Annotated in this window: 20 protein-coding genes; 18 read left to right on the top strand and 2 right to left on the bottom strand. The window is 49.4% G+C overall.

All coding sequences use genetic code 11. The features are described 5' to 3' along the window. Positions 1–7 precede the first annotated feature (7 nt). Both H6F76_RS06355 and H6F76_RS06350 read right to left on the bottom strand, forming a co-directional pair. Positions 8–751, bottom strand: a complete 744-nt coding sequence (locus tag H6F76_RS06355; RefSeq protein ID WP_190506830.1) for a DUF2382 domain-containing protein — start codon at positions 749–751, stop codon at positions 8–10. 142 nt (positions 752–893) lie between these two features. Next, positions 894–1,811, bottom strand: a complete 918-nt coding sequence (locus H6F76_RS06350; RefSeq protein ID WP_190450477.1) for a DUF2382 domain-containing protein — start codon at positions 1,809–1,811, stop codon at positions 894–896. 668 nt (positions 1,812–2,479) lie between these two features. Between H6F76_RS06350 and H6F76_RS06345 the strand changes: the two genes are divergently transcribed. The 18 genes from H6F76_RS06345 (at position 2,480) to H6F76_RS06260 (ending at position 22,010) form a co-directional block, all read left to right on the top strand. After that, complete coding sequence (locus tag H6F76_RS06345; RefSeq protein WP_190450478.1) at positions 2,480–3,124, top strand: hypothetical protein; 645 nt, start codon at positions 2,480–2,482, stop codon at positions 3,122–3,124. A gap of 253 nt (positions 3,125–3,377) precedes the next feature. Further along, the gene (locus H6F76_RS06340) at positions 3,378–4,421 is read left to right on the top strand and encodes a hemerythrin domain-containing protein (protein ID WP_190450479.1); all 1,044 of its coding nucleotides are present in this window, start codon (positions 3,378–3,380) and stop codon (positions 4,419–4,421) included. A gap of 688 nt (positions 4,422–5,109) precedes the next feature. Continuing rightward, positions 5,110–5,592: a rhodanese-like domain-containing protein gene (locus H6F76_RS06335; RefSeq protein ID WP_190450480.1), complete on the top strand. Its 483-nt coding sequence runs from the start codon at positions 5,110–5,112 to the stop codon at positions 5,590–5,592. A 130-nt stretch (positions 5,593–5,722) separates the two neighbouring features. Then, positions 5,723–6,274, top strand: a complete 552-nt coding sequence (locus tag H6F76_RS06330; RefSeq protein ID WP_190506828.1) for a DUF6658 family protein — start codon at positions 5,723–5,725, stop codon at positions 6,272–6,274. Between the two features lie 332 nt (positions 6,275–6,606). Next, on the top strand, positions 6,607–7,260 hold the full coding sequence (locus H6F76_RS06325) for a DUF6658 family protein (RefSeq protein WP_190506825.1): 654 nt from the start codon (positions 6,607–6,609) through the stop codon (positions 7,258–7,260). 406 nt (positions 7,261–7,666) lie between these two features. Then, positions 7,667–8,764, top strand: a complete 1,098-nt coding sequence (locus tag H6F76_RS06320) for a glycosyltransferase family 9 protein (RefSeq protein WP_242036549.1) — start codon at positions 7,667–7,669, stop codon at positions 8,762–8,764. After that, the gene (locus H6F76_RS06315) at positions 8,761–10,029 is read left to right on the top strand and encodes a helix-turn-helix domain-containing protein (RefSeq protein ID WP_190506823.1); all 1,269 of its coding nucleotides are present in this window, start codon (positions 8,761–8,763) and stop codon (positions 10,027–10,029) included. Before H6F76_RS06320 ends, H6F76_RS06315 begins: the two co-directional genes overlap by 4 nt. Before the next feature lie 348 nt (positions 10,030–10,377). Next, positions 10,378–11,370: a glycosyltransferase family 4 protein gene (locus H6F76_RS06310; protein ID WP_190506821.1), complete on the top strand. Its 993-nt coding sequence runs from the start codon at positions 10,378–10,380 to the stop codon at positions 11,368–11,370. Then, positions 11,367–13,328 carry a glycosyltransferase gene (locus tag H6F76_RS06305; protein ID WP_190506819.1) on the top strand — a complete coding sequence of 654 codons (1,962 nt, stop codon included), beginning with the start codon at positions 11,367–11,369 and terminating at the stop codon, positions 13,326–13,328. The genes H6F76_RS06310 and H6F76_RS06305 overlap by 4 nt, the downstream gene beginning before the upstream one ends. Before the next feature lie 34 nt (positions 13,329–13,362). Beyond that, positions 13,363–14,088 carry an SDR family oxidoreductase gene (locus H6F76_RS06300; protein WP_190506817.1) on the top strand — a complete coding sequence of 242 codons (726 nt, stop codon included), beginning with the start codon at positions 13,363–13,365 and terminating at the stop codon, positions 14,086–14,088. 106 nt (positions 14,089–14,194) lie between these two features. Beyond that, positions 14,195–14,824, top strand: a complete 630-nt coding sequence (locus tag H6F76_RS06295; RefSeq protein WP_190506815.1) for an HAD family hydrolase — start codon at positions 14,195–14,197, stop codon at positions 14,822–14,824. A 60-nt stretch (positions 14,825–14,884) separates the two neighbouring features. After that, positions 14,885–15,976 (top strand): bifunctional ADP-heptose synthase, encoded by a 1,092-nt coding sequence (locus H6F76_RS06290; RefSeq protein ID WP_190506813.1) that lies wholly within the window; start codon positions 14,885–14,887, stop codon positions 15,974–15,976. Then, positions 15,973–17,235 carry a lipopolysaccharide heptosyltransferase II gene (gene waaF / locus H6F76_RS06285; protein ID WP_190506811.1) on the top strand — a complete coding sequence of 421 codons (1,263 nt, stop codon included), beginning with the start codon at positions 15,973–15,975 and terminating at the stop codon, positions 17,233–17,235. The genes H6F76_RS06290 and waaF overlap by 4 nt, the downstream gene beginning before the upstream one ends. Further along, on the top strand, positions 17,232–18,062 hold the full coding sequence (locus tag H6F76_RS06280; protein ID WP_190506809.1) for a glycosyltransferase family A protein: 831 nt from the start codon (positions 17,232–17,234) through the stop codon (positions 18,060–18,062). The genes waaF and H6F76_RS06280 overlap by 4 nt, the downstream gene beginning before the upstream one ends. Continuing rightward, on the top strand, positions 18,059–19,189 hold the full coding sequence (locus tag H6F76_RS06275; protein ID WP_190506807.1) for a glycosyltransferase family 9 protein: 1,131 nt from the start codon (positions 18,059–18,061) through the stop codon (positions 19,187–19,189). The genes H6F76_RS06280 and H6F76_RS06275 overlap by 4 nt, the downstream gene beginning before the upstream one ends. A gap of 42 nt (positions 19,190–19,231) precedes the next feature. Beyond that, positions 19,232–20,377, top strand: coding sequence for a glycosyltransferase family 9 protein (locus tag H6F76_RS06270; RefSeq protein WP_190506805.1), 1,146 nt, complete (start codon positions 19,232–19,234; stop codon positions 20,375–20,377). 31 nt (positions 20,378–20,408) lie between these two features. Further along, positions 20,409–21,656 carry a glycosyltransferase gene (locus tag H6F76_RS06265; RefSeq protein WP_190506803.1) on the top strand — a complete coding sequence of 416 codons (1,248 nt, stop codon included), beginning with the start codon at positions 20,409–20,411 and terminating at the stop codon, positions 21,654–21,656. A 120-nt stretch (positions 21,657–21,776) separates the two neighbouring features. Then, a complete protein-coding gene (locus tag H6F76_RS06260) occupies positions 21,777–22,010 on the top strand; it encodes a chlorophyll a/b-binding protein (protein ID WP_347240761.1) in 234 nt (77 codons plus the stop codon). Positions 22,011–22,097: the final 87 nt, after the last annotated feature.

Genomic DNA, 22,097 nt, shown 5'->3' with positions numbered 1-22,097 from the left:
ACTGACGTTAATCGACGGAAGCACTATTGCTAGAGTAGCGATCGAACCATTGCTGATAAAGCTGCGCCTGTTCTGCACCCTCGACCACGAGTTTAATTTGTACCGTTTGGCAATCTACATCCGACTGGGCAGATGCGATCGTTCCTAAAAATTGGCTTGCTGCTTTGATTGAACTAAAGGTGCCACTGACGGTTGTTGGCAGCGATGCAGTGGAATGATTTGCCAACGAAACACCATCAAGATCAGACTCCTTTAAGTCGAGCACAGCGAGCTGTCTTGTTTCTAAGCCAACTTGTTCAATAATTAACTTCTCTCGCCGTACTGGCACTTCAACCATGTACGTTTCAATTTCTTTACGAACAATAACTTCACCAATTTTACGACGCTGGCGATCAACCACTAACCGCTCTTCCAAAACCTGAACCACCAATTCCTCTGCTATCGTTGGTGCCGCAAGCGGTTGCGATTGCCTTTGAACGTTAACTGCCTGATGATTGTAAGTATCGACACGCGCCGGCTCTACTGACGGTACTGGCGGATAGGAGCGATCGCGATCTACGACGGGTGTTTGAGTCTGAGAAAGGTTTGCCAAAGCTTCATCGACCTGATTATTAGTCGGTGCTGTTACCGACTTTACCTCTTCTCTAAACTCTAATGGTGCCGATGCTTCTAAGGGTGCCGATGCCTCTAGGGGCATAGAATCTAAAAACGTAGGTTGGTTGGAATTATTTTTAGGTTTTTTAGGTGCCATAACGCTTCCAAAACTTCTCTGTAGTTGTAAAAATTTAGGTTTGAACGAAAGTGCAGGCAAAGCTATATTGCCTTTACCTGCACTTGTAATTCCTGTCTAATTAGCCACTAGAACTAGACTGACGTTTCTGTAGCTCGCCAGTTTAGAGTCCCTTTTTAGTCTGCTTGTTAGGAGTTTGGTCAACAACTGGACGACCTTGAGTATCGATATCCAGTTCCTCACGACGAAGCTGCTCTTCAGCCTCAACGGTGTCGTGATCGACTTCTTTACGGATGCTTACGTTCTCACGAACGATGGTTTCTTTATGGATGTCAGGAACTTCTTCGTAGACTTCCATACGAGCAACTTCGCCTTCATGAAAATTAGCGGCAGCCGCATCAACGGGCGTACCAACGTTGCTTCCTGCTGTCCGCTCAATGACAACACGCTCGTGCTCAACGGGTACTGATACACGTGCGGTTTCAGTTTCCACCCGTTTGTTAACTGCAACTTCGCCAGTCTTTTGACGGGTTTTATTGGCAATCAAGCGTTCTTGATAAAGTTTGATGTTTTGGTGATTAGCTTCGTTGAGATCATAGAGATCTGGATCGCGATCGTAGCTATAGGTATCACGGCTGTAAGCTGTGGCTTGAGCCGATTGATTAAGGGGAGCGTTGCCCAGTGAAGCCGATTGATCAAGAGCCGCAGTGCTACCAGCAGTTGGTGTAGCACCTGAGCGGTAAGAGCCACGTACACGCTCTTCATGGTCATAATCAACAGTTGCTTTTTCGTCGAACTCAGGCAAGCCTTCTACTTGTTCTCGGCTGAGGTTGTCTGCATAAATCCGGTTCTCTTGGTAAGAGATCCGAGCGCGACCGATTGGGAGCAACACTTTCTTGCCGAAAACCCAAATACCTGTGTTGACCACTAAATAGCGGAAGTTGCCTTGTTCATCAACCAAAAGGTTGTCAACGGAGCCAACTTTTTCATTGCCACTGTAAAGATCGAAACTCAAAAAATCTTGGTTGTCGAAATGCTGGCGATAGTCTGGATCGAAGTCTTTGATTTTATAGAGAGCCATGTTTTTTCCTCTTTTCTCTTAACGAGTGCGAGCGTTCTTGTACGACTATAGAAATTTGTTTCTTGCCTTACCTCCCTCTAAAAGAAGATCCGATGCCTTTACCTGTTTTTAACAAAGAGTGAAGCAGCAAAATTTTGCAGTTGCTTAATAAGACGCTCTTTATATTTGTTTATGATCTTGTTTTCAAAGAGACACCCACAATTGAAGCTAGATATAGATTCAAGAGAGCAGAGAGCAAAGATTAGCAAGGCAACTTTAACTACCAGCAGCTTGTAAATATAACTACGATTCAGTTCCTTAAACTGTACTTAATAAAGAGAGGAACACTAAGCTGTAAAGATGATTTAAGGCAGCATTACACTGAATTGGTAGATACTCCACAAGTAGTAAGTCTACAGATTAAGTAATATATTGGTCTTCAAAAAAGCAGCACTCAAGCGCTTGGCTGTCGGCTTGTCGTCCTAAATGCATAGTGGCAAAAGCGGTCACTCAATGCTGCGCCTGTTGCATCTATAGACTGCTAAATAAACTTTACAGCCTTGCTTAGTAGTTTATGCCTGTGGATAGGGGTAGGCAGATCAACTGTTGCCTACTCTATTTACATTCCCCTGCTGCAATTAATCCCATTTGATGCAGGAACCAGTGTAAATGAGTTAAAGGCATAAACTATGGCATACGCAGATAGACCTATCAATAACGTGGTAGAGCGCTCCACCCTTCCTGTCGCCGATTATCACGATCGCGTACGGTGGGGTCCAATCATTGCTGGTCTCGTTGTTGCTCTAAGTACTCAGTTAGTGTTGAGTGCGTTAGGCGCTGCGATCGGCTTGTCTAGCATTTCTGGTTCAGGGTCTCCTCGGTCAGATGCAGGTGGTGTAGGTTCCGCTGTTGGTATTTGGGCAATTATCAGTCTGCTCATTTCGCTCTTTCTGGGCGGCTGGACGACGACTCGTGCTTGCGGACCCATGAATCGCAGCACTGGCTTACTGAATGGTGCCATTCTTTGGGCAACGACCTTAGCAATCAGCGCATGGTTGCTTTCTAATGGTGTTGCAGGTGCGTTTGGTATTGCGGCATCAAATGCTGGTGAAGTAATTAACCAGGCGCAGCAGTCTGGAGCTGGTCTTCCTAATCCGGCTGCCTCTCCCGATGTAAATGTAACCGCTCAGCAGACCCGTGATATTGCTGGGAATGCCGCTAAGGTCGGTTGGTCTTTTGCAATTGGTTCTTTGCTAGGTCTGGCATCATCATTGATTGGTGCATCGATCGGTACTCGTAGTCCCCGCACTACTACAACTACAACAGTGCAGTAGTAAGAGTACCCGCTTAAATTCTGTCCCGTTTAGATTCTGCTCATTGACGCTTTAGCTGTTCTACGACAACACTGCTAACTGTTCTTGCTGTTTATACAGGCTATTAGTTAGCAGCTTTGTCGAAGCAGAGGCAGTCTTTCATAGACAAATATTGCTAGTTCATTAATGGCTTTCGCTGTAAAAGCTGTTACGAATTTGATTTTGTCCGATTTCCTAATCCTTCACTAATCCTTCAGAAGAGAGAGAGTAACTAATGGTTTCCACACTCAACGACGCAAAACGTGCTGCAATTGGTCAGCAACTTGCTAGCATCAAAGCGATTCAAGAGCTGTTGATCAGCAACGAACAAACGCTGCTTCCTACAATTCCCGATGCCAACATCCGCGATCGTTTCCAAGACATGCTTAAGGATGACCAAAAAAACCTGGGCATCTTGGATACAGTCATTGTTCAGTACGGTATCAAAGAAGAACCGAAAGAAACGGTAACTGAACTCGTAGAGAAAGCGAAGCAACTAGCTGAAGGCTCAGAGCTATCTCTGTATGAGAAAGTGTTTCAGCACGAGTTACTTAAGCATCAACAAGCCATGAGTGGCATACTCGTGCATAAGGCAGCACAAAAGGTTGGTGCTGATGTTGAAGCGGCGATCGCTCCCCTTAACACAGTTAACTTTGAGAACCGTGCTCACCAAGAGCAACTGAAAGGTGTGCTTGAAGTCTTGGGTGTACGTGAGCTAACTGGAGAAGAAGCCGATCAAGGCTTGTGGGCACGAGTACAAGATGCAGTAGCAGCCGTAACAGGCGTAGCAGGCAGCGTCATTACTCAAAACTCTGACAAGTCTGACATGAACATTCAGGATGTGATTCGCATGGATCACCAGAAGGTTAACGTCCTCTTTACTGAACTTAACCAATCGAATGATCCGCAGAAGATCCAAGAGTACTTTGGTCAAATCTACAAAGACTTGACGGTTCATGCTAAAGCAGAAGAGCAAGTTGTTTATCCTGCAATTCGCTCTTTCTACGGCGACCACGATACTCAAGAGCTATACGATGAGCAGGCTCAGATGACAGTCTTGCTGGATGAAATCAAGTCGCTAAATCCTGCTGATTCTCAATTTAAGACCAAGGTTAATCAGCTCAAAGATATTGTCATGGATCACGTCCGGCAGGAAGAGAGCACTATGTTCGCCGCTATCCGTAATAACTGTAGCAGCGACCAAAGTGAACAAATGGCAACTCAATTTAAAGCAGCGAAAAGCCAGCTACAAGATCAGCTAAAGGCTGCCCTTCACTAAGCTTTAATTGTTTAGTTGTTACCTAAAAGACCATTGGGGCGCACTTATGTGCGCCCCTTTCTTTTAAACATATTTACTCTTACTCTAACGTTTGAGTAAATGTACTCCTGTTTCTAAGTAGCTGAGCGTAATTATTTATAAACTCATTTCGATTGCGCGTTTGACGTTTCGGCTAAGCTTAATGTCGAAGCCTGAGTGTCCTTCGGCATGGACTCTCAGGTCAAAAGCTCATACTAAAGTCTCAATGCTCTCAGTCCTTTTATGTCGGCGGGTTAAGCGCACTCGAAACCCAATCTCTTAGTGGTGCTTAATTTAGCCCTTCTACTTAAGAAATTTCTTAAAAAAAGGGTTGGTATAATCTACCAACCCAACGAGTACGGATTTATGAGCTTACTGTGCATTTCGTTTGCACTGTTTTATGCTAGTAACGTGCGAAGGCAGCTTCATCATCTAAGTTAATGAGATGCCGCTTGATCATGTAAAGCGAAAAGGTGTATTTCCATACCTTGCACACGTCTAGATTAAGCAGTGATTGAGAAAATCAAAGCTAATATTTTTCTGTTTCCTAGGCTTATTCTATTGAAATCAAACTTTATTCTACCGGGAGAAATCCTCATCCTCTAGGAAGAGTACTCACCTAAAGTTTATTGTTATTGTTAACACTGACGTTACGTATTTATTAACAGCCATGGGAAACCTTGAAGATGCTATCAAGTCAGCAAAAGATGCTCTGCCTAACATAACTCCTACACCACCTGGTTTTAAAACTGAGTCATCGGCTCATGATTTGAAATCGCGCTTAGAGTGGGGCGAACCTGCGCTTACTATCCTTGATGTACGCGATCGTGAATCCTTCAATGCGGGTCACATCATGGGAGCGATGCCCATGCCTCCAGATAAGTTGGTTGGTGACACGATTCCAATTGCTAAAGAGCGTGATATTTACATTTATGGCGCGACTGAAGAAGAATCGACGCAGGCAGCAACCAAGTTAAGAGAAGCAGGTTACACCAATGTAGCTGTGATTAAAGGTGGTCTAGAAGCCTGGAAAGAGATTGCTGGCTCTACCGAAGGTACAGAAGAAATTGCTCACCCCGGTTCTGATGCTTACAACGTCGTTTCTCGCGTTGCCCTTCATCAAGATCTTGAGCGCAAAGAAGACCAACAATAGTAAGGCGAAGTCTTCCAACGCTATTAGGCATCAAAGCTTAATTGAAGGAATTGGACCAGGCATGCAATTAAGACTGTTGAATCTTTTTGATTTAACCGTCTGCCCTATGTAGAAATGAGGAAATGGATTTATGGATACACTTTTTGCCTTCTGTAAACGGCTGCATCTTGGCAAGCTTTTTACTGCTTTTGCAGCAAGCTTTCTGCTGCTTTTAAATGTTGCTTGTAGTAACGGAACTGCTACTGGCGCTCGTCCCAACAATCCGCCGGTGCAAATGGGTGGACAAAACAACCCCCATAAAGGTGGCGGGGACGGTTATACCGAGTACAAAATGTCTACCGATTCTGCTGTTAAAAAGCGCGATCGTGCTGAACTTCCGGGATTAGGGCTGTTAGCTGCAAACCCTAAGCAAACAGAACGCTCTATATCTGACCAAGTTGTTTCGGCTCGCAAGAATTCCAATGCAGGTACAAGTACAAGCCAGCCTGGAAATCCGACGAGAGACACGGTAAAAGAAGCGAAGCAAATTCCAGAGAAGGCGCAAGAGGTGATCGATCGCAGTGATCCAGATGTCAAAATTTTGGAAAAAGCAGGTCAAACGTTCAAAGAAGCTGGCAAGCATTTGACCGGTGACACTGAGAAGGCGATCGACCAATCAGGTGTAGTACAGTCCGATCATTAGTACCCCTCCTGGTTTTTAGTCAGGTTGAACCATGCAGTCGATCAATAGCCCCTCAATAACATTGTGAGGCTGTTTGCAAGGTTTCGACAGTTGAGTTCGTGACTACTGAGACGAAGTTCACCGTCGTAGGTTTACTTAATCATCCTAATGTTTCCACCTGCGGCGGTAGGCTATATCCTTTCCAACATAGTTGCCTTAGTGCTCCTATAGCGTGAAAGTTTTAGTCTCTTAAGCAGTAGAAACGCGACTCTTTAAATTAAGCAGCCTTTAAAGATTGACTATAAGGTCTGACAAAGATTGAGCAACATAATTAGCACTAACGGAGTAATAGAATGAACAAAGTTTTTTCCTTTTTTAAGGGCATTCAGTTGAGTCGAATTCTAACGATCGCCACGGTAAGTCTGTTGATGCTATTTAGTACCGCTTGCAGTCGTGCAAATGCAACCGATACATCATCAATGAAAAATCCTGGCGTTAAAGATCCCATTACTCCAGGTCAAGTTCAGCCCTATAAAGGTGGTATGAACAACTTTGAGGATACTGATTCTAATCGTCGCCTCGATAAAGGTAGTGTCGATGCAAAAGCTAAAGCCCTAAGAGATCGGGTACAGCGCAACATTGACGAGAAGAGCATTGATAGCCCTGAACAGTATGTTAAAAACTACCGCAGCGGCACACCCCTGAATGAGCGTATTGAAAACATTGGTGAAGATGTTTCTAAAGCAGCTGACGAGGCTAAGGATAGCCTAAAAGAGTTCAGCAATCGGGGTCCCAAGAATGTTGAGCGTAATGTGAAAGACGTACCAGAAAAAGCGTCGCGTGGTCTTGACCAGGCAAAACAAAATGCGGAAGCGGCTGGTAAGGACATCTCCCGTGGTGTTAAAGAGCCAATCGATAAAGCTGGTAAAGTGTTGAACCGTGCAGGTGAGTTTGCTCAAGACAAGGCAGCTGATTCGGCTAATGCTGTGAGCCGTTCAGCAAACTAAAGACTAAACTCTTTAGCAAATTCTGGAAATAAGTTAAGTAGTGCAAGCGTTTTGTCTATGGAGGCAAGATGCTTGCACTTCGGCTATAAACGTCAAAAATTTTAGTGTAAGAAGCAAATTTTTTTAAGCTTGCTTGGAGCGTTAAGTACAGATACTAACGATCGAACGTCGAAACTGATAAAAATGAAGCCAAAGTTTCTCTAAATAACGTTGGAGTACGGCTGGCTCTGAATTTAAAGGGTGCAGTGCTCAAAGTTTTTCCTAGAAACTGTTATGGAGAGAGTCATTTTTACCTTAACGCTGGTAACGCCATCTGGAGCAAGACCAAATCTACAGATAGACGCGCAAGAAAGAATAAACCACTAAACTGCTGAACGTAGTAGTGAACTGAGCAGCTAACACTGTTATGAATCAGCGGGCATCATCAAAAACTTCGATGTTCGAGCGAGGGCATCGTGCTAATTTCAAGCATATTGTGGTGGTGCGATCGCTGGCTGGATTAGGGGACTTTCTCTGCATTGTCCCAGCGTTACGATCGCTGCGTACTGCCTTACCTTATGCCAAAATTACGCTGATGGGATTGCCAAAAATGCAGCCCTTAGTGGAACGGTTCCATCAGTATATGGATGACCTACTGCCCTTTCCAGGCTATCCCGGTTTGCCGGAGCAAGCGCTACAGCTTCAGGCATTTCCCACTTTTCTTGCAACCGTACAGAAGAAACGCTTTGATTTGGCTTTGCAAATGCAGGGCAGCGGCATTCTGACCAATCCGCTCACCGTGTTACTAGGTGCTAAGCGTACTGCTGGCTTTTTTCTGACTGGGCAATACTGTCCCGAACCAAGTAGTTTTTTACCTTATCTACATGAGGAATCAGAGATACGACGTTATATCCGGCTGATGGAATTTTTAGGTCTACCCGCGCAAGGGGACGAGTTAGAGTTTCCACTTTGCGAGGCAGATTACAAGGCAATGGCGGCGATCGCCACAGCCCATTCTCTTCAGGTCGGGCGTTATATCTGCATTCATCCTGGTGCCAGTGTTGTTGATCGCCGTTGGTCTCCTAAGCGGTTTGCCATCATAGCAGATGCCTTGGCGCGGCACGGCTATCAGATTGTGCTGACAGGATCATTAGAAGAGGTGCCGTTAACGCAGGCAGTTGCCCGCTTTATGCAGGCTCCATCAATCAATCTTGCTGGTAGTACTAATTTGGGTGCTTTGGCTGTTTTGCTGAAAGGGGCATGCTTGCTCATTTGCAACGATACGGGTGTTTCTCATTTAGCGGCTGCCCTCCAAGTGCCCAGTGTGGTAATCTTTACAACCTCTGATCCGGCTCGATGGGCACCCCTTAATCGCACGCGGCATCGTATCGTTTGTGCTGCGGAAAATGACACGTTGGCGGATGCGATCGCGCAAGCAGAAATGCTTTTACAACTGTCCCTTGTCTCTAGAGAAGCAACACTAGTGGGGCTGAAACGTGTGGAGCAAGGAGACACACTCGTATGACTCAGCAGTTTAAACAGGTGGCGATCGTCATTGCAGAGCGGCTCGCTCAACTTTTGGCAGCAAACGTTTCGGTATTGAATGAGCAAGGCACGGTAGTGGCAATGAGTGACCTTCATGCAGAAAGTGCCCTTTACGCCAAGCATGAGGCAATCGATGCTCCAGTTCTAAGCATTCCCATCCATTTTGATGGGCAAATGGGAGAGGTACTCATTGTTCGGTCAGCGCAAAGCGAAGCGATCTCGCTCCGTCCGGCGCAGGTGCTAGTGGAATTATTGCTAAGTCAAGCCACAGCAACGCGACCCGATCAGCATGAGCTGAAGAACAAATTTATCCATGATCTGTTGCGCGGCTCTAACGCTAGCGAAGTCAACCTGCTACGAGAAGGTCAGATTTTGGGCATGGATCTCACCCGCCCTCGTGCCGTGCTTTTAATTGATGCCGCTGATTATATTCTGTCTACGATCGCCCTAAGAGAACTGGAACCATCGGCACAAATTTTGCGCCGTGCCCAGCTTGTGATTAGCAGTGTAGTTAGCTTCTTTCACTTACCGAACGATACCATTTGTGCCTATATCGGCGATGGTGAAATCGCGGTACTTAAAGCCAGCAGTACACAAGATTTAGCGGCATGGACGAACGGCGAGGATGAACCAAGACACGTTGATGCCTCTTGGGCAAACCTGATTGCCCTGAAACGAGCTGGAGCAGCCTTGCTCGATCGATTGCGAGGCGACACACGCACCACTATTAACATTGGCATTGGTCGCTATCACCCGACTTTAAAGGGGTTGGCATCTTCCTATCAAGATGCACGTGCTGCACTATCGCTGGGTAAGCGGTTTTCCGGTCAAAATCAGGTTCATTGCTTAGATGGGCTAGGCATTGCTGCTTTTGTGGGTCTTTCCCATGAACGTACCAAGATTGATCTGGCTAGATATTTACTCAGCCCTCTGGATCAGGAATCTGAACTGCTTGAAACGCTGGATGTGTTCTTTTTTGAAAATTGCTGCCTTTCAACCACTGCAAGTCGGCTGTCAATCCATCGCAATACGCTTAGCTACCGCCTGGAAAAAATCACCCTGCTGACTGGACTTGATCCACGTCGTTTTGATGCTGCCATGCAGATTCGGCTGGCTCTCTTTTTACGATCGCTCCACGGTGATGGGCATAAGTTGTGCAAATGCACAGTTGATGAACATTGGGATCAACCACATATTGGGCAAATATCCGATGAAAGTTGCCATGCAGCCATTCACTATAGATAGAGGCGTACTTAAATATGGGCTGTACAGCCAGATATTTGAGTTCTGCTAAAACCATTTAAGCCAGACCCCATCTGAGTTCTATCCCTTAAGAACACTGTTAAAGATGGGAATGTATAGCAGCAGGATGAAGGATGAGAGATGAATCGAAGCCCTTGCTTAAAGGATGCTTTAAGGTTTATGTCTGTCCTAACGTTCTCTTCGACTGCTATAGCGGCGTTTGGTAAGCACTCCTTTCTAGAGAACGGTTTAGTCCGTTTAAGTGGGCTATAACTCTAAGCCCACTACGGCTTGCGGGGTTCGTGTTACAAGTCGTGCAAACTCTTAAGTAAAAATTACTATGTGATCGTCATGCGTCCATTACGCATCTTAACCTGGCATGTGCATGGAAGTTATCTTTACTACCTGACGCAATCCCGTCATCACTTTTACTTGCCTGTAAAACCAGGGCATCCCGAAGGCTATGGAGGGCGTTTGGGAGGACTTCCGTGGTCAGACAATGTGCATGATGTGCCTGCTGAAGCGGTGCGTGAGCAAGAGTTTGATTGTGTGCTGTTTCAGTCGCGCAAAAACTATCAGGACGATCAGTACGAGATTCTCTCGGCAGCCCAGCGCCAGTTGCCGCGCCTTTACCTGGAGCATGACCCACCGCAAGAGCATCCAACCAATACGTGCCATCCAGTTGACGATGCAAATATCCTGTTAGTTCATGTCACACCGTTTAATGCGTTGATGTGGGACAGTCGCCGTACACCCACTTGTGTCATTGAGCATGGTGTTATGGTGCCGGATGTGCGCTACACGGGTGAACTCGATCGCGGTCTGGTGGTGGTAAATGGCTTGCGATCGCGCGGTCGTCGGCTCGGTGCTGATATTTTTGAGCGCGTGCAGCAGCAGGTACCACTGGATTTGGTTGGCATGGGCACAAACGATGGTGGTTTAGGTGAAATTCCACATCTGCAACTGCCTGCCTTTCAGTCACGGTATCGTTTCTTTTTTAATCCCATCCGGTATACCAGTCTGGGGTTGGCTGTCTGTGAAGCCATGATGGTCGGTATGCCGATCGTTGGTTTAGCCACAACTGAGCTGGCAACTGTGGTTGAGAACGGCGTTTCTGGCTATGTGGATACAGATATCGATCGCCTAGTGGCAGTGATGCAGCAGTTACTTCATGACCCAGCAGAGGCGCATCGTCTGGGTGAAGGCGCACGCCGCTGTGCTGAAGAACGGTTCAACATCCAACGGTTTACCCGTGATTGGGATGCTGCGTTTGCACTGGCTACAGGTACGGAGGAGCGGCAACGTGACTCAACACCCCCTACGTTAGTACGAGGTAGAGCATGAAACGACGGCTTGCATTAATTAGCGAACACGCATCTCCCTTCGGTGTATTGGGTGGCGTTGACAGCGGCGGACAAAATGTCTACGTTGGGCAGCTTGCCAAACATTTAGCGGCAATGGGCTATACGGTGGATGTGTTTACGCGACGCGATCATACCCTTTTGCCAGAAATCGCTGACTGGGTTGATGGGGTGCGCCTGATTCATGTTCCTGCTGGTCCGGCAACACACGTTCGCAAAGAAGATCTACTGCCGTTTATGGCAGACTTTACCGCGTATGTGCTTCAGTTTTGCAAGCGTCAAACTGTCACCTATGACCTCATCCACGCTAACTTCTGGATGTCGGGTCTGGTAGCGGCTGATGTCAAGCGACAGTTGGGCATTCCTTTTGTTATGACGTTTCACGCACTGGGTCGGGTGCGCCGTTTGCATCAGGGCAAGGCAGATGAATTTCCTGATGAGCGGTTTGCGATCGAAGACCGCATTGCGGCTGAAGCGAATGCCATTATTGCCGAATGCCCTCAAGATGAGGAAGACTTGTGCCAGCTTTACCATGCTGACCCTAGCAAGATTGTGATCATTCCCTGTGGGTTTAACCCAACGGAGTTTGAGCCACTGAGTAAGCCGCTGGCTCGCGTTGCTTTAGGATTGCCTGCCAATGAGCGTGTCCTTTTGCAACTGGGTCGCATGGTGCCCCGCAAAGGTATTGATACAGTAATTCGGAGTCTGGCGCATCTGATTCAGGACTACCAAACGCCCGCACATTTGATTGTAGTTGGTGGTGATGGTAATGATTTTGACTCACGCATCACTGCCGAAGTGTCTCGGCTGAAAGCGATCGCTGCTGAGGTTGGAGTCAGCGATCGCGTCATCTTTATGGGTCGTCAGCGGCGCGAAATGTTGAAGTATTACTACAGCGCTGCCGATGTATTTATCACAACGCCCTGGTACGAGCCGTTTGGCATTACACCAATCGAAGCGATGGCGTGTGGCACACCTGTGATTGGTGCCAATGTAGGCGGCATTAAATTTACGGTGCGGGATGGCGAAACAGGTTATCTAGTACCACCTAACGAGCCAGTGGCGATCGCTGAACGTCTGGCTTATCTTTATCAGCAGCCTGAATTGCTCTCTACCTTCCGGCAGCAAGCGATCAAACGCGCTAACGCTTTGTTCACCTGGCAGACAGTCACGACTGCAATTGCACGCCTCTACGAGCGCGTTGTTGCGGAGAATCAACCCGAGCAGCGGTCTACTATTAATGCTCTGGTACTGATTGATCGTCGGTTCGATGGTGCCTTAACCGCCCTACAAACATCACGGCAGCAGCTACAGGACTCAATTTTGTCAGCGGCAGCCATGCTCAGTGATTGCTTTCAACAAGGCGGGAAAGTGCTGCTGTGTGGCAATGGTGGCAGCGCCGCCGATGCTCAACACTGTGCCGCAGAGTTTGTGGGTCGCTTTCGGTGTGGAGACCGACCGGGCTTTCCAGCTATGGCGCTAACGGCAGATAGCGCAGTGTTAACTGCCTGGGCAAATGATATGGGCTATGACAATGTATTTGCGCGTCAAGTGGAGTCCTTTGGTAAAGCGGGTGATGTGCTGATCGGCATTAGCACTAGTGGACGATCGCAAAATGTGGTGCAGGCTTTTACAGTGGCGCGATCGCTGGGAATGCAGACGCTTGCTATTTTAGGGGGCGATGGGGGTGAGTTGCGCTTGTTGGCAGACCACTGCCTGCTGGTGCCATCGTCTGAGCCGCAGCATATTCAAGAAGTACAAATTGTCATTATTCATCTGCTCTGTGAACTGGTGGAACAGTGGTTTGTGGCACCGTCATCTGTAGTGAGCCGTCAGCCCCTAGCAAACCATCTTCAGGCGATCGAGCGCCAGCTCGGTAAAGCCATTGCGCCTGACGGTAAAGCCATTGCGCCTGATCAGTTCCCAGCGCCCATCGGCTAATAGAAAGGACAAAAAGTGGAAGGAGACTTAAATTATGAATGAGCTAACCGGAAAAGTAGCACTGGTAACAGGTGGTGGGCGTGGTCTAGGCGAAGCCATTTGCCGAATGTTGGGTACTGAAGGCGCGATCGCGATCGTGGCAGATATTCGTGAAGAGTTAGCTGAAACCATCGCCTTAGAGATTCAGGCAGATGGCGGTAAAGCCAAAGCGATACGGCTAGACGTTTGTGATGAACATCAAGTAGAAGCAGCCGTCGCAGAAATTGTGAGCGAATTTGGTCGGTTAGATATTCTGATTAATAATGCGGGTACTGATGTCACCTTGCCAGTGGATGAATTGACGATCGCCGAGTGGGATCGCGTGCTGGCAGTCAATCTGCGTGCGCCATTCGTCCTTTCAAAACAGGTGTTACCCACTATGCAGCAACAGAAACGAGGGCACATTATTAACATTGCCTCTACTGCATCGAAGCGTGCCTGGGCAAATGCATCTGCCTATCACGCTAGCAAATGGGGTCTTTTAGGCTTTAGCCATGCCCTTCATGTGGAAGCCCGTCCTCATGGGATTAAAGTTACGGCTGTGCTAGCGGGTGGAATGCAAACACCCTTTATTCTCGATCGCTTTCCCGATACCCCTCTGGAGAAACTCCAAGATCCCAAAAACGTTGCAGATACCATTCGCTATGTGCTATCTCAGCCAGAGGCAACGGTAATCCCTGAAGTGATGGTGTTGCCCATGCAGGAATCGTCGTGGCCTTGAAAGCGGTGAGGGGTTAGGAGCTAGGAGTCAGAAGTAGGAAGAAACTCCACGCTGAAAGCCGAAAGCTCAAAGCTGATAGCTGAATTCAGGAGTCAGGAGCCACGAGATGAAGCATCGAGCCGTGTTTTTGGATAAAGATGGCACATTAATTGAAGATGTACCGTACAACGTTGATCCCGCACAGATGCGCTTGACGGTGGGTGCAGGCGTAGGGCTAGAGCAGATGCATCAGATGGGTTATCAACTGATTGTTATTTCTAACCAATCTGGAGTCGCACGCGGCTATTTTCCTGAGTCGGCATTGGCAGCAGTTGAACAACGCTTGCACGCGCTGTTGAAACCATTCAATGTGTCACTGGCTGGCTTTTACTATTGTCCCCATCATCCAGAGGGCACTGTAGCGGAATATGCGATCGCCTGTGCCTGTCGTAAACCGGCTCCTGGTTTATTAATTCAAGCTGCCCGTGACCATGCTATTGACTTAACGGCATCCTGGTTTATCGGCGATATTCTCAACGACGTGGAAGCGGGTCGGAGTGCTGGTTGCCAAACGATTCTGCTCAATAATGGTAATGAAACGGAATGGCTACGTTCAGCCGATCGAGAACCCCATTACATAACGATGGATTTGGCTGAAGCGGCAGCAATAATTGGGAAGGCAGAGGGCGGAGGGCAGAGGGCAGACTTTCCAGAGCGTCAGGCGATGGGAGGCAGAGGACAAAAGGCTAAAGGCTGAAGGCTAAAAGCTGAACTCAAAACGCTTAGAATTGCTGGCTACTATTCAAGACCAACATCCATGTACACGAATTTACCTGGCTTAATCAATACGTTCGTCGATCGCCATATCGTTGTGCTGGGTGAAGCCATGCTAGACAGCTATTTGATGGGTAGTGCAAACCGTCTGTGCCAGGAGGCTCCGGTTCCAGTCGTGACGCTGAACGATCGTAGCGATCGTCCAGGGGGTGCCGCCAACGTGGCTGTCAATCTTCATGCGCTTGGGGCGCGGGTGTCCTTTCTATCGGTGATTGGGGATGATGGAGATGGCGATCGATTGCGGCAAACGCTAGAGCACTGTGGGCTTGAAACCGATGGACTTTTGGTGCAACCCTCTCGCCATACGTTAGCCAAACAGCGCATTATGGCAGCCTCTCAAATGGTAGTGCGGCTTGATCAGGGCAGCACTGACGCGATCGCGCCTGAGATTGAACAGCAATTGATTGAACGACTGCAAGCTCTGGTGCCACCCTGTGATGCTGTCATCATTTCTGATTACAGCTATGGTCTGCTGACCCAACGAGTGATGGACACGATCGCCACCCTCCAAGTCGCTGCACCAACATTGCTGGTTGTGGATTCCAAACGGTTGGCACGCTATCGATCGCTAAGTGCAACGGTTGTCAAACCCAATTACGACGAAGCCTGTCGCCTGCTGACTGACCCAGTGGGGACTGCGGATTCTATGCCTGATATGGGAACTCGCCTTGATTCTATAGCGCGACAGCGTGATCGGCTGCTTGACCTGACGGGAGCCAAGATGGTTATTGTGACGCTAGATGCAGAGGGTGCCATCATTTTGCAACGAGAGCAAGCCCCTCAGCCGATTGAGGCAAAACCTACCACTTGCAGGCAGACAACGGGTGCAGGCGATACCTTTATCAGCGCGTTGACCCTTGCTCTAGCAAGTAACGCCCCTGTCGTGATCGCAGCAGAACTAGCGGTTACGGCAGCGGCAGTAGTGATTGCCAAAGACGGCACTGCAACTTGCTCAATGGAAGAATTGCAAACAGCTAGCGCTGCCCTGCCATTGCAGATTGAACCATTGGCTAACCAGGCATCCCTATGGTGCAGCGGTGCTGAACGTAATCCATCAACAAAGGAGGTTGCATGAGTTTGCAAGAGCCAGGTTTACAAGCGCTCAATTTTCAAGCAATTGGGTTACAAGCGCTGAATGTACCAGAACCGAACTTAAAAGACCAATGGCAACAGGCAAAAAAGATTTTATGTATCCGGTTAGATGCGATCGGCGATGTGTTGATGACCACTCCAGCGATTAAGGCGTTAGCGGGCAATCGCCACATTACCTTACTCACGTCACGATCGGGGGCTGAAATTGCGGCTTTAGTGCCAGAAATTGATCAGGTGATGACCTACGATCCGCCGTGGATGAAGGCAACGTCACCACGTTTAAATAGCCGTCCCGAACTAGCAATGGTGGAAACCTTACGGGAGGGCAACTTTGACGCAGCCGTGATTTTTACTGTGTTTAGCCAAAATCCCTTACCGTCTGCATTGCTGTGCTACCTGGCGGATATCCCGTTACGGCTGGCGCACTGCCACGAAAACCCCTATCAACTCCTTACCAACTGGGTGCTTGACCCAGAACCCAGCAGTGGCATTCGTCATGAAGTGCGTCGTCAACTGGATCTTGTCGCTAGCGTCGGGTTCCACATTACTGATGAGCGTCTGTCGTTACAGGTGCCAGAGAGCGATTATCAACAAGTGTTTGACCATTTATCGCGGCTTGGACTTAACAGAGAGCAACCGTGGGTCGTCATCCATCCGGGTGCCACAGCCCCGTCACGACGCTATGCGGCAGAAGGCTTTGCTGCCGTTGCACGTCGTTTAGTGCTGGATGCCAACTGTCAGGTTGTGTTTACAGGGACAGAGCCAGAACGATCGCTCGTCGAAAGCATTCAAGCAGCAATGGCTATGGAGTCCTTTTCCCTAGTTGGTGTGCTGGATCTGGCAGAAATGGCAGCGCTGCTGGCGATCGCCCCTCTTCTTCTTGCCAATAACACAGGTCCCGCTCATCTTGCTGCGGCTGTGGGTACGCCTGTCGTTGATTTATATGCGTTGACCAATCCGCAGCATACACCCTGGGGAGTGCCCAATCGCGTGTTGTTTCATGATGTGCCGTGCAAGTTTTGCTACAAAAGTCTTTGCCCTGAAGGGCATCATCACTGTTTGCAGTTGGTGACTCCTGATGAGGTCTTTAAAGCCGCATGTGAACTGCTGGCTGGCAGCCCATCCACGATCGAACCAGACCCAATGGCAACCATACTGACCCGACCGGCGCTGACGGTTAGCCTTGAGGGCAATTGTCAATCAGCAACACGGGTGCCAACGGCACGGGAGGTCTGGCGATGACATTGGTAGATGTCTTGATTCCCACCTGTAACCGTCCCACAGCGTTAGCCGTCACGCTGACCAGCCTTATTGCCCAGACCTTTCAGAACTTTCGGATTGTCATTTCTGATCAGACAGAGGGCAGTAATCCCCTTGCGACAGGCGAAGTGCAGGCAGTCTTGCGGGTGCTGCAAGCGCATGGGCATAGCGTTGATCAACACAAGCACTTACCGCGTTGGGGCATTGCGGAACAGCGTCAATTTCTTCTTGATCAGGCGATCGCTCCTTACGTTCTTTATCTGGATGACGATGTGATCTTAGAAGCAAACGTCATTCAACAGCTATTGTCAGCCATTCAAACAGAAGGCTGTGGGTTTGTGGGCAACGCTATGCATGGCTTGAGTTTTCACCAGGATGTGCGTCCTCATGAGCAGGCGATCGAGTTTTGGCAGGGTGCTGTACAGCCAGAACTGGTGAGACCCGATACACCGCAATGGGAGCGATGGCGGCTGCACAATGCGGCAAATCTCTACCACGTGCAGCAGCGTTTAGGATTAGCCGTTAACCATCCACGCAAGTATAAAGTTGCCTGGGTGGCAGGCTGCGTACTGTACGACGCTGACAAACTTCGCGGCATTGGTGGTTTTAACTTTTGGCGTGACCTGCCACCAGAGCACGGTGGCGAAGATGTGCGGGTGCAGCTTGAACTGATGGCGCGTTATGGCGGTTGTGGACTCATACCCTCCGGCGCTTATCACCAGGAAGTACCAACGACGATTCCCGATCGCCTTGTTGCTGCTGACAACGCGATCGACTGGTCAACCGAGCAGCCTTTTTCTAGGAAATGAAGCCAGACGTACAGTCCATTCTCTTTATCGAGTTGCTGGGCGGCATTGGTGACGTGTCGATTGCCCTGCCTGCAATTCAAGCGTTGGGTCGTGCTTACCCACAAGCAAAACTCACTGTTTTAACCTTTGCATCAGGTGGCGAACTGATCCAAAGCGATCCTCTGATTCATGAAGTGGTTTGCCTTAAACCCCAGCCTGATGCACCTCACCTTGCTCGAAGCGCTATTGAGGCAGTGCTAAGACGCCAGTCTTTCGACTTAATTGTGTCGGATACAAACTATGACGGCATTGACACGTTGCTACAGCAGAGCAGTGCCCCTCGCGTAGTGACGAATCTCTGGCGATCGCCGCCACCCAACCAGAAGGTTGGCGATCGCTTTTTGCAAATCCTGCAAGCCGAAGGTTTGATTACACCTGCTGACAGCGCACCCGCGCAACTGCATCTCTTGCCTGCCGAACAATGCCACGTACAGCAGCAGCTTGGCGCGATCGCCCAGCCCCTCGTCGTTCTGTATCCAGATGCCGGGATGGCGATTAAGCGGTGGTCAACGGCAAACTTTGTGCGGGTGGGGCAAGCCTTACAGCAACAGTACAACGCCACGATCGTGGTGCCTATTGGCTCTGATCCTGAGTCAGCACAGATTGTGGAAGCGATCGGCGGTACTGCGAAGGTGTGGGCACCGGGAACCTTACGATCGCTGGCAGCACTGATGGCAACCGCTGCGTTAGTGATTGCAGCCGATACGGGACCCGCTCGCATTGCCGCCGCTCTGCAAACGCCAACCATCACGCTGTTTGGTCCCTCCTGGCACGAGCGTTACGGACAACCCGCACCGCACATCAATCTACAAGGCTACCCAGACTGCCCTGAACGCCAAATCAACAACTTCACCACGCAGCGCTGTTGGTATAGCGGCGAATGCCCCTTCGATCGCTGGCACACTTGCCTGGAGGACATCTCACCTGCCGAAGTCCTAGCTGCTGCCGCGCCCTTTCTACAACCTTTAGCCTCTAGCGTTAAACGACCAACCTCTGAACTCGGTCATTCAAGCTTAGAACTCGGAGTGTCAAGCTTAGAACTCGGAACGTCGAGCTTGGAACTTAATTCTTCGACCTCTAACCTCTGATTGCCAAACGCAGAACTTGAACCATCCACCTCAGAACTCGGAATGCCAAGCCCAGAACTCAACGCTCCCGACTCTAAGCTGCACGCGATCGCCCCGATCCCCGCTGATCGCGCCCTACAGCAGCAATGGTCATCCGTCCGTAACCTCCTGGTGATGCGGCTAGACAACATTGGCGATGTATTGATGACCAGCCCTGCCCTGGGTGCGCTGAAAGCAGCCTTGCCAGCCGCCCGTTTAACCTTAATGGCAAGCCCTGGGGGAGCGCAGGCAGCCGCAGTCTTGCCGTGGGTGGATGAGGTTTTACCGTGTCGGGCACTGTGGCAAGACTTAGGCAAACTAGGGTTTGATCCCGATCGCGAGCAGGCATTCATTCAAACCCTGCGCGATCGCCAGTTTGATGCGGCAATTATCTTCACAAGCTTTAGCCAAACGCCTCATCCGGCAGGCTTTATGTGCTATTTGGCAGGCATACCCTTACGCTTGGGGCAGTCTAAAGAATGGGGTGGTTCTGTCCTGACAACCGAGGTTAAAGCAGGGCTGGATACGATGCATCAAGTGGAACGAAACTTGCGCTTGATCGAAGCCGTCGGTTTCCCCGTCAGCGATCGTAGCCTCCGCATTCAAATACCGACCGCCGCTCAGCACAGTGCAGCCGCAAAACTATTAGAGCAAGGGTTGAAACCCGACGAGCCATACATTTTGCTCAATCCCTGGGCAAGCTGCCAGTCACGTAATTACGCTGCCGATCGCTTTGCGGTTGCAGCCCAGCAGTTAGCAGCAAAAACGGGTTATCGCGTTGTGGTGACAGGTGTAGCGAACGATCGTGCTCACAGTGCGCCTTTGTTGGAACAGTTGGGTACGTGTGCGATCGACCTCATTGGGCACACCAGTCTTGCCGAACTGTCAGCGCTGATTGCTAGAGCAAGCCTGATGTTGAGCAACAACACTTCTACCATGCATCTCGCTGATGCCACTCGTACCCCCAGCGTTATTTTATTTGCAGGCACCGAATACGAATGCCAGTGGCAACCGCGCCATACCGCTGCACGACTGCTGCGCCAGCCAACCGACTGTAGCCCCTGCTATGCGTTCACCTGCCCCTTCAAGCTGGAGTGTTTAGACATTGCACCCGAACAGGTGGTTGAAGCTGGATTAGCGCTGTTGCAGGCTTCTCTGCCCGTTTGTTAGGAATCCGTTCTATCCCTATGGCTCACTTCCTATGGTTCACGTCACGCTGATTGCAGGCACCTATGAACCGACCCGCTGTGGCGTGGCTCACTACACCGATCGCCTCCGCACCAGTCTTGAGCAACGGGGCATTCAATCCGTTGTCATGACGACCCATACTGCTGCCCAAACGGCGAATACACCAGACATTATTGGGGCAGTGCGAGACTGGCGCTTGTCTTCACTGATCCCACTGGTGCGAGCGCTCCACGCTATGCCTACAGATGTTCTGCATATTCAGCACGCGGCTGGGACATATGGCTTTGAACGCGCCATCTTTTTGCTGCCCTTACTGCTGCGGGCAACGGGTTGGCATCAGCCGATCGTCGTTACAGTGCATGAATACGGTTGGTGGGAATGGCAACCCCGCTGGTTACCGCCGCCTCTGCTGGAATGGTTGAAGCAATGGGGTCAGCACCACGGCTGGTGGGATCGAGAAGATGGGTTTCTGCTAACGTGCAGCAATGTCATTATCACCACAAATGCTGATGCTGAAATAGCCCTACGAGAGCGACTGCCAGCCTTGAGCGATCGCCTTCATCGTCTAGCGATCGCGCCCAATATTGATATTGTTCCGATTGACAAAACCAGTGCTCGTCAAACGTTGCGCGAAGTGCGTGGCTGGGCAGCGGAGACAGAAATCATTGCCTTCTTCGGCTTTCTGCATCCTGTGAAAGGGTTAGAAACGCTGCTGCCTGCCTTCAAACAAGTCCTTGCTACCCATCCCCATGCCCGGTTGCTCCTCATTGGTGGTGTGGAAAGTTTGGCATTGGTAGGTGAGCAAGCAACCACCTACTGGCAGCAATTACACACGCGGGTGGCTGCTTTAGAGCTAGGCGAAACCGTTCATTTCACAGGCTACGTGTCTGCTGAAACTGCCTCCTGTTATCTGTCTGGCGCTGATATAGGTGTGCTGCCCTTTAATCACGGTGTCACGTTAAAAAGCGGTTCCCTACTGGCACTGCTGGCGCACGATTTGCCTGTGATTGCAACCCAACCTGACTCCCCTGATCGTGAGCTAGAGAATTGCCTTCGCCTCGTTCCCCCTCGTGATGTCAACGAGCTAGCGATCGCGCTCACTGAACTTTTGCACGATCGTACAAACGGCAAGCAACTGAAACACGCAAGTCGTACCATTACTCAAACTTTGGTATGGGATGCGATCGCAGACGCACATCTGCAACTCTACCAATCAGCCTTGCTAAATCCTGTACTCAATCTTGGTGCGCTTAAACAGTAAAAAGTAACTGGGATAACGCTTTCAGGTAGCATTCCGTATGGTTATACAAGCGATGCAACTGATCATGTAACGATCTGTAACTTTTGGTAGAGTAGGCATCCTTTATGAATCGTTACAGTAATGGAATCAACTGAGTTAAGGAAATCAACCATGCAATCCTCTACCGATAAATCCGTTTTAACCCCCACAGCCGCTCCTGCTTTTAACGGCAAAGACCGCAACGCATGGCTGTTTGGTTGGACTCCTCAAGCTGAACTTTGGAACGGTCGCCTGGCAATGATTGGCTTTGTAGCTTACTTGCTATGGGATCTTGCTGGTTACAGCGTTGTCCGTTTGCTCCACCTCGCTTCTTAAGAACAGTTTCTTAAGGGTATTCACGTTGAACTAAACCTCCAATCTCTAGGCAAATAATGTAGCTGCTAGCCTCAACCCTTCCTGGGT

The organism is Leptolyngbya sp. FACHB-321 (assembly GCF_014695975.1).
Taxonomy (GTDB): domain Bacteria; phylum Cyanobacteriota; class Cyanobacteriia; order Leptolyngbyales; family Leptolyngbyaceae; genus Stenomitos.
This window is presented reverse-complemented; position numbering and strand designations above follow the sequence as displayed.

What these genes read in the sequence shown, in the direction of transcription:
- H6F76_RS06280 (WP_190506809.1), top strand. Translation starts at nt 17,232, where the DNA reads ATGACATTGGTAGATGTCTTGATTCCCACCTGTAACCGTCCCACAGCG.
- H6F76_RS06265 (WP_190506803.1), top strand. Translation starts at nt 20,409, where the DNA reads ATGGTTCACGTCACGCTGATTGCAGGCACCTATGAACCGACCCGCTGT.
- H6F76_RS06350 (WP_190450477.1), bottom strand. Translation starts at nt 1,811, where the DNA reads ATGGCTCTCTATAAAATCAAAGACTTCGATCCAGACTATCGCCAGCAT.
- H6F76_RS06260 (WP_347240761.1), top strand. Translation starts at nt 21,777, where the DNA reads ATGGAATCAACTGAGTTAAGGAAATCAACCATGCAATCCTCTACCGAT.
- H6F76_RS06290 (WP_190506813.1), top strand. Translation starts at nt 14,885, where the DNA reads ATGTACACGAATTTACCTGGCTTAATCAATACGTTCGTCGATCGCCAT.
- H6F76_RS06320 (WP_242036549.1), top strand. Translation starts at nt 7,667, where the DNA reads ATGAATCAGCGGGCATCATCAAAAACTTCGATGTTCGAGCGAGGGCAT.
- H6F76_RS06335 (WP_190450480.1), top strand. Translation starts at nt 5,110, where the DNA reads ATGGGAAACCTTGAAGATGCTATCAAGTCAGCAAAAGATGCTCTGCCT.
- H6F76_RS06275 (WP_190506807.1), top strand. Translation starts at nt 18,059, where the DNA reads ATGAAGCCAGACGTACAGTCCATTCTCTTTATCGAGTTGCTGGGCGGC.
- H6F76_RS06295 (WP_190506815.1), top strand. Translation starts at nt 14,195, where the DNA reads ATGAAGCATCGAGCCGTGTTTTTGGATAAAGATGGCACATTAATTGAA.
- H6F76_RS06355 (WP_190506830.1), bottom strand. Translation starts at nt 751, where the DNA reads ATGGCACCTAAAAAACCTAAAAATAATTCCAACCAACCTACGTTTTTA.
- H6F76_RS06345 (WP_190450478.1), top strand. Translation starts at nt 2,480, where the DNA reads ATGGCATACGCAGATAGACCTATCAATAACGTGGTAGAGCGCTCCACC.
- H6F76_RS06315 (WP_190506823.1), top strand. Translation starts at nt 8,761, where the DNA reads ATGACTCAGCAGTTTAAACAGGTGGCGATCGTCATTGCAGAGCGGCTC.
- waaF (WP_190506811.1), top strand. Translation starts at nt 15,973, where the DNA reads ATGAGTTTGCAAGAGCCAGGTTTACAAGCGCTCAATTTTCAAGCAATT.
- H6F76_RS06340 (WP_190450479.1), top strand. Translation starts at nt 3,378, where the DNA reads ATGGTTTCCACACTCAACGACGCAAAACGTGCTGCAATTGGTCAGCAA.
- H6F76_RS06325 (WP_190506825.1), top strand. Translation starts at nt 6,607, where the DNA reads ATGAACAAAGTTTTTTCCTTTTTTAAGGGCATTCAGTTGAGTCGAATT.
- H6F76_RS06310 (WP_190506821.1), top strand. Translation starts at nt 10,378, where the DNA reads ATGCGTCCATTACGCATCTTAACCTGGCATGTGCATGGAAGTTATCTT.
- H6F76_RS06270 (WP_190506805.1), top strand. Translation starts at nt 19,232, where the DNA reads ATGCCAAGCCCAGAACTCAACGCTCCCGACTCTAAGCTGCACGCGATC.
- H6F76_RS06300 (WP_190506817.1), top strand. Translation starts at nt 13,363, where the DNA reads ATGAATGAGCTAACCGGAAAAGTAGCACTGGTAACAGGTGGTGGGCGT.
- H6F76_RS06330 (WP_190506828.1), top strand. Translation starts at nt 5,723, where the DNA reads ATGGATACACTTTTTGCCTTCTGTAAACGGCTGCATCTTGGCAAGCTT.
- H6F76_RS06305 (WP_190506819.1), top strand. Translation starts at nt 11,367, where the DNA reads ATGAAACGACGGCTTGCATTAATTAGCGAACACGCATCTCCCTTCGGT.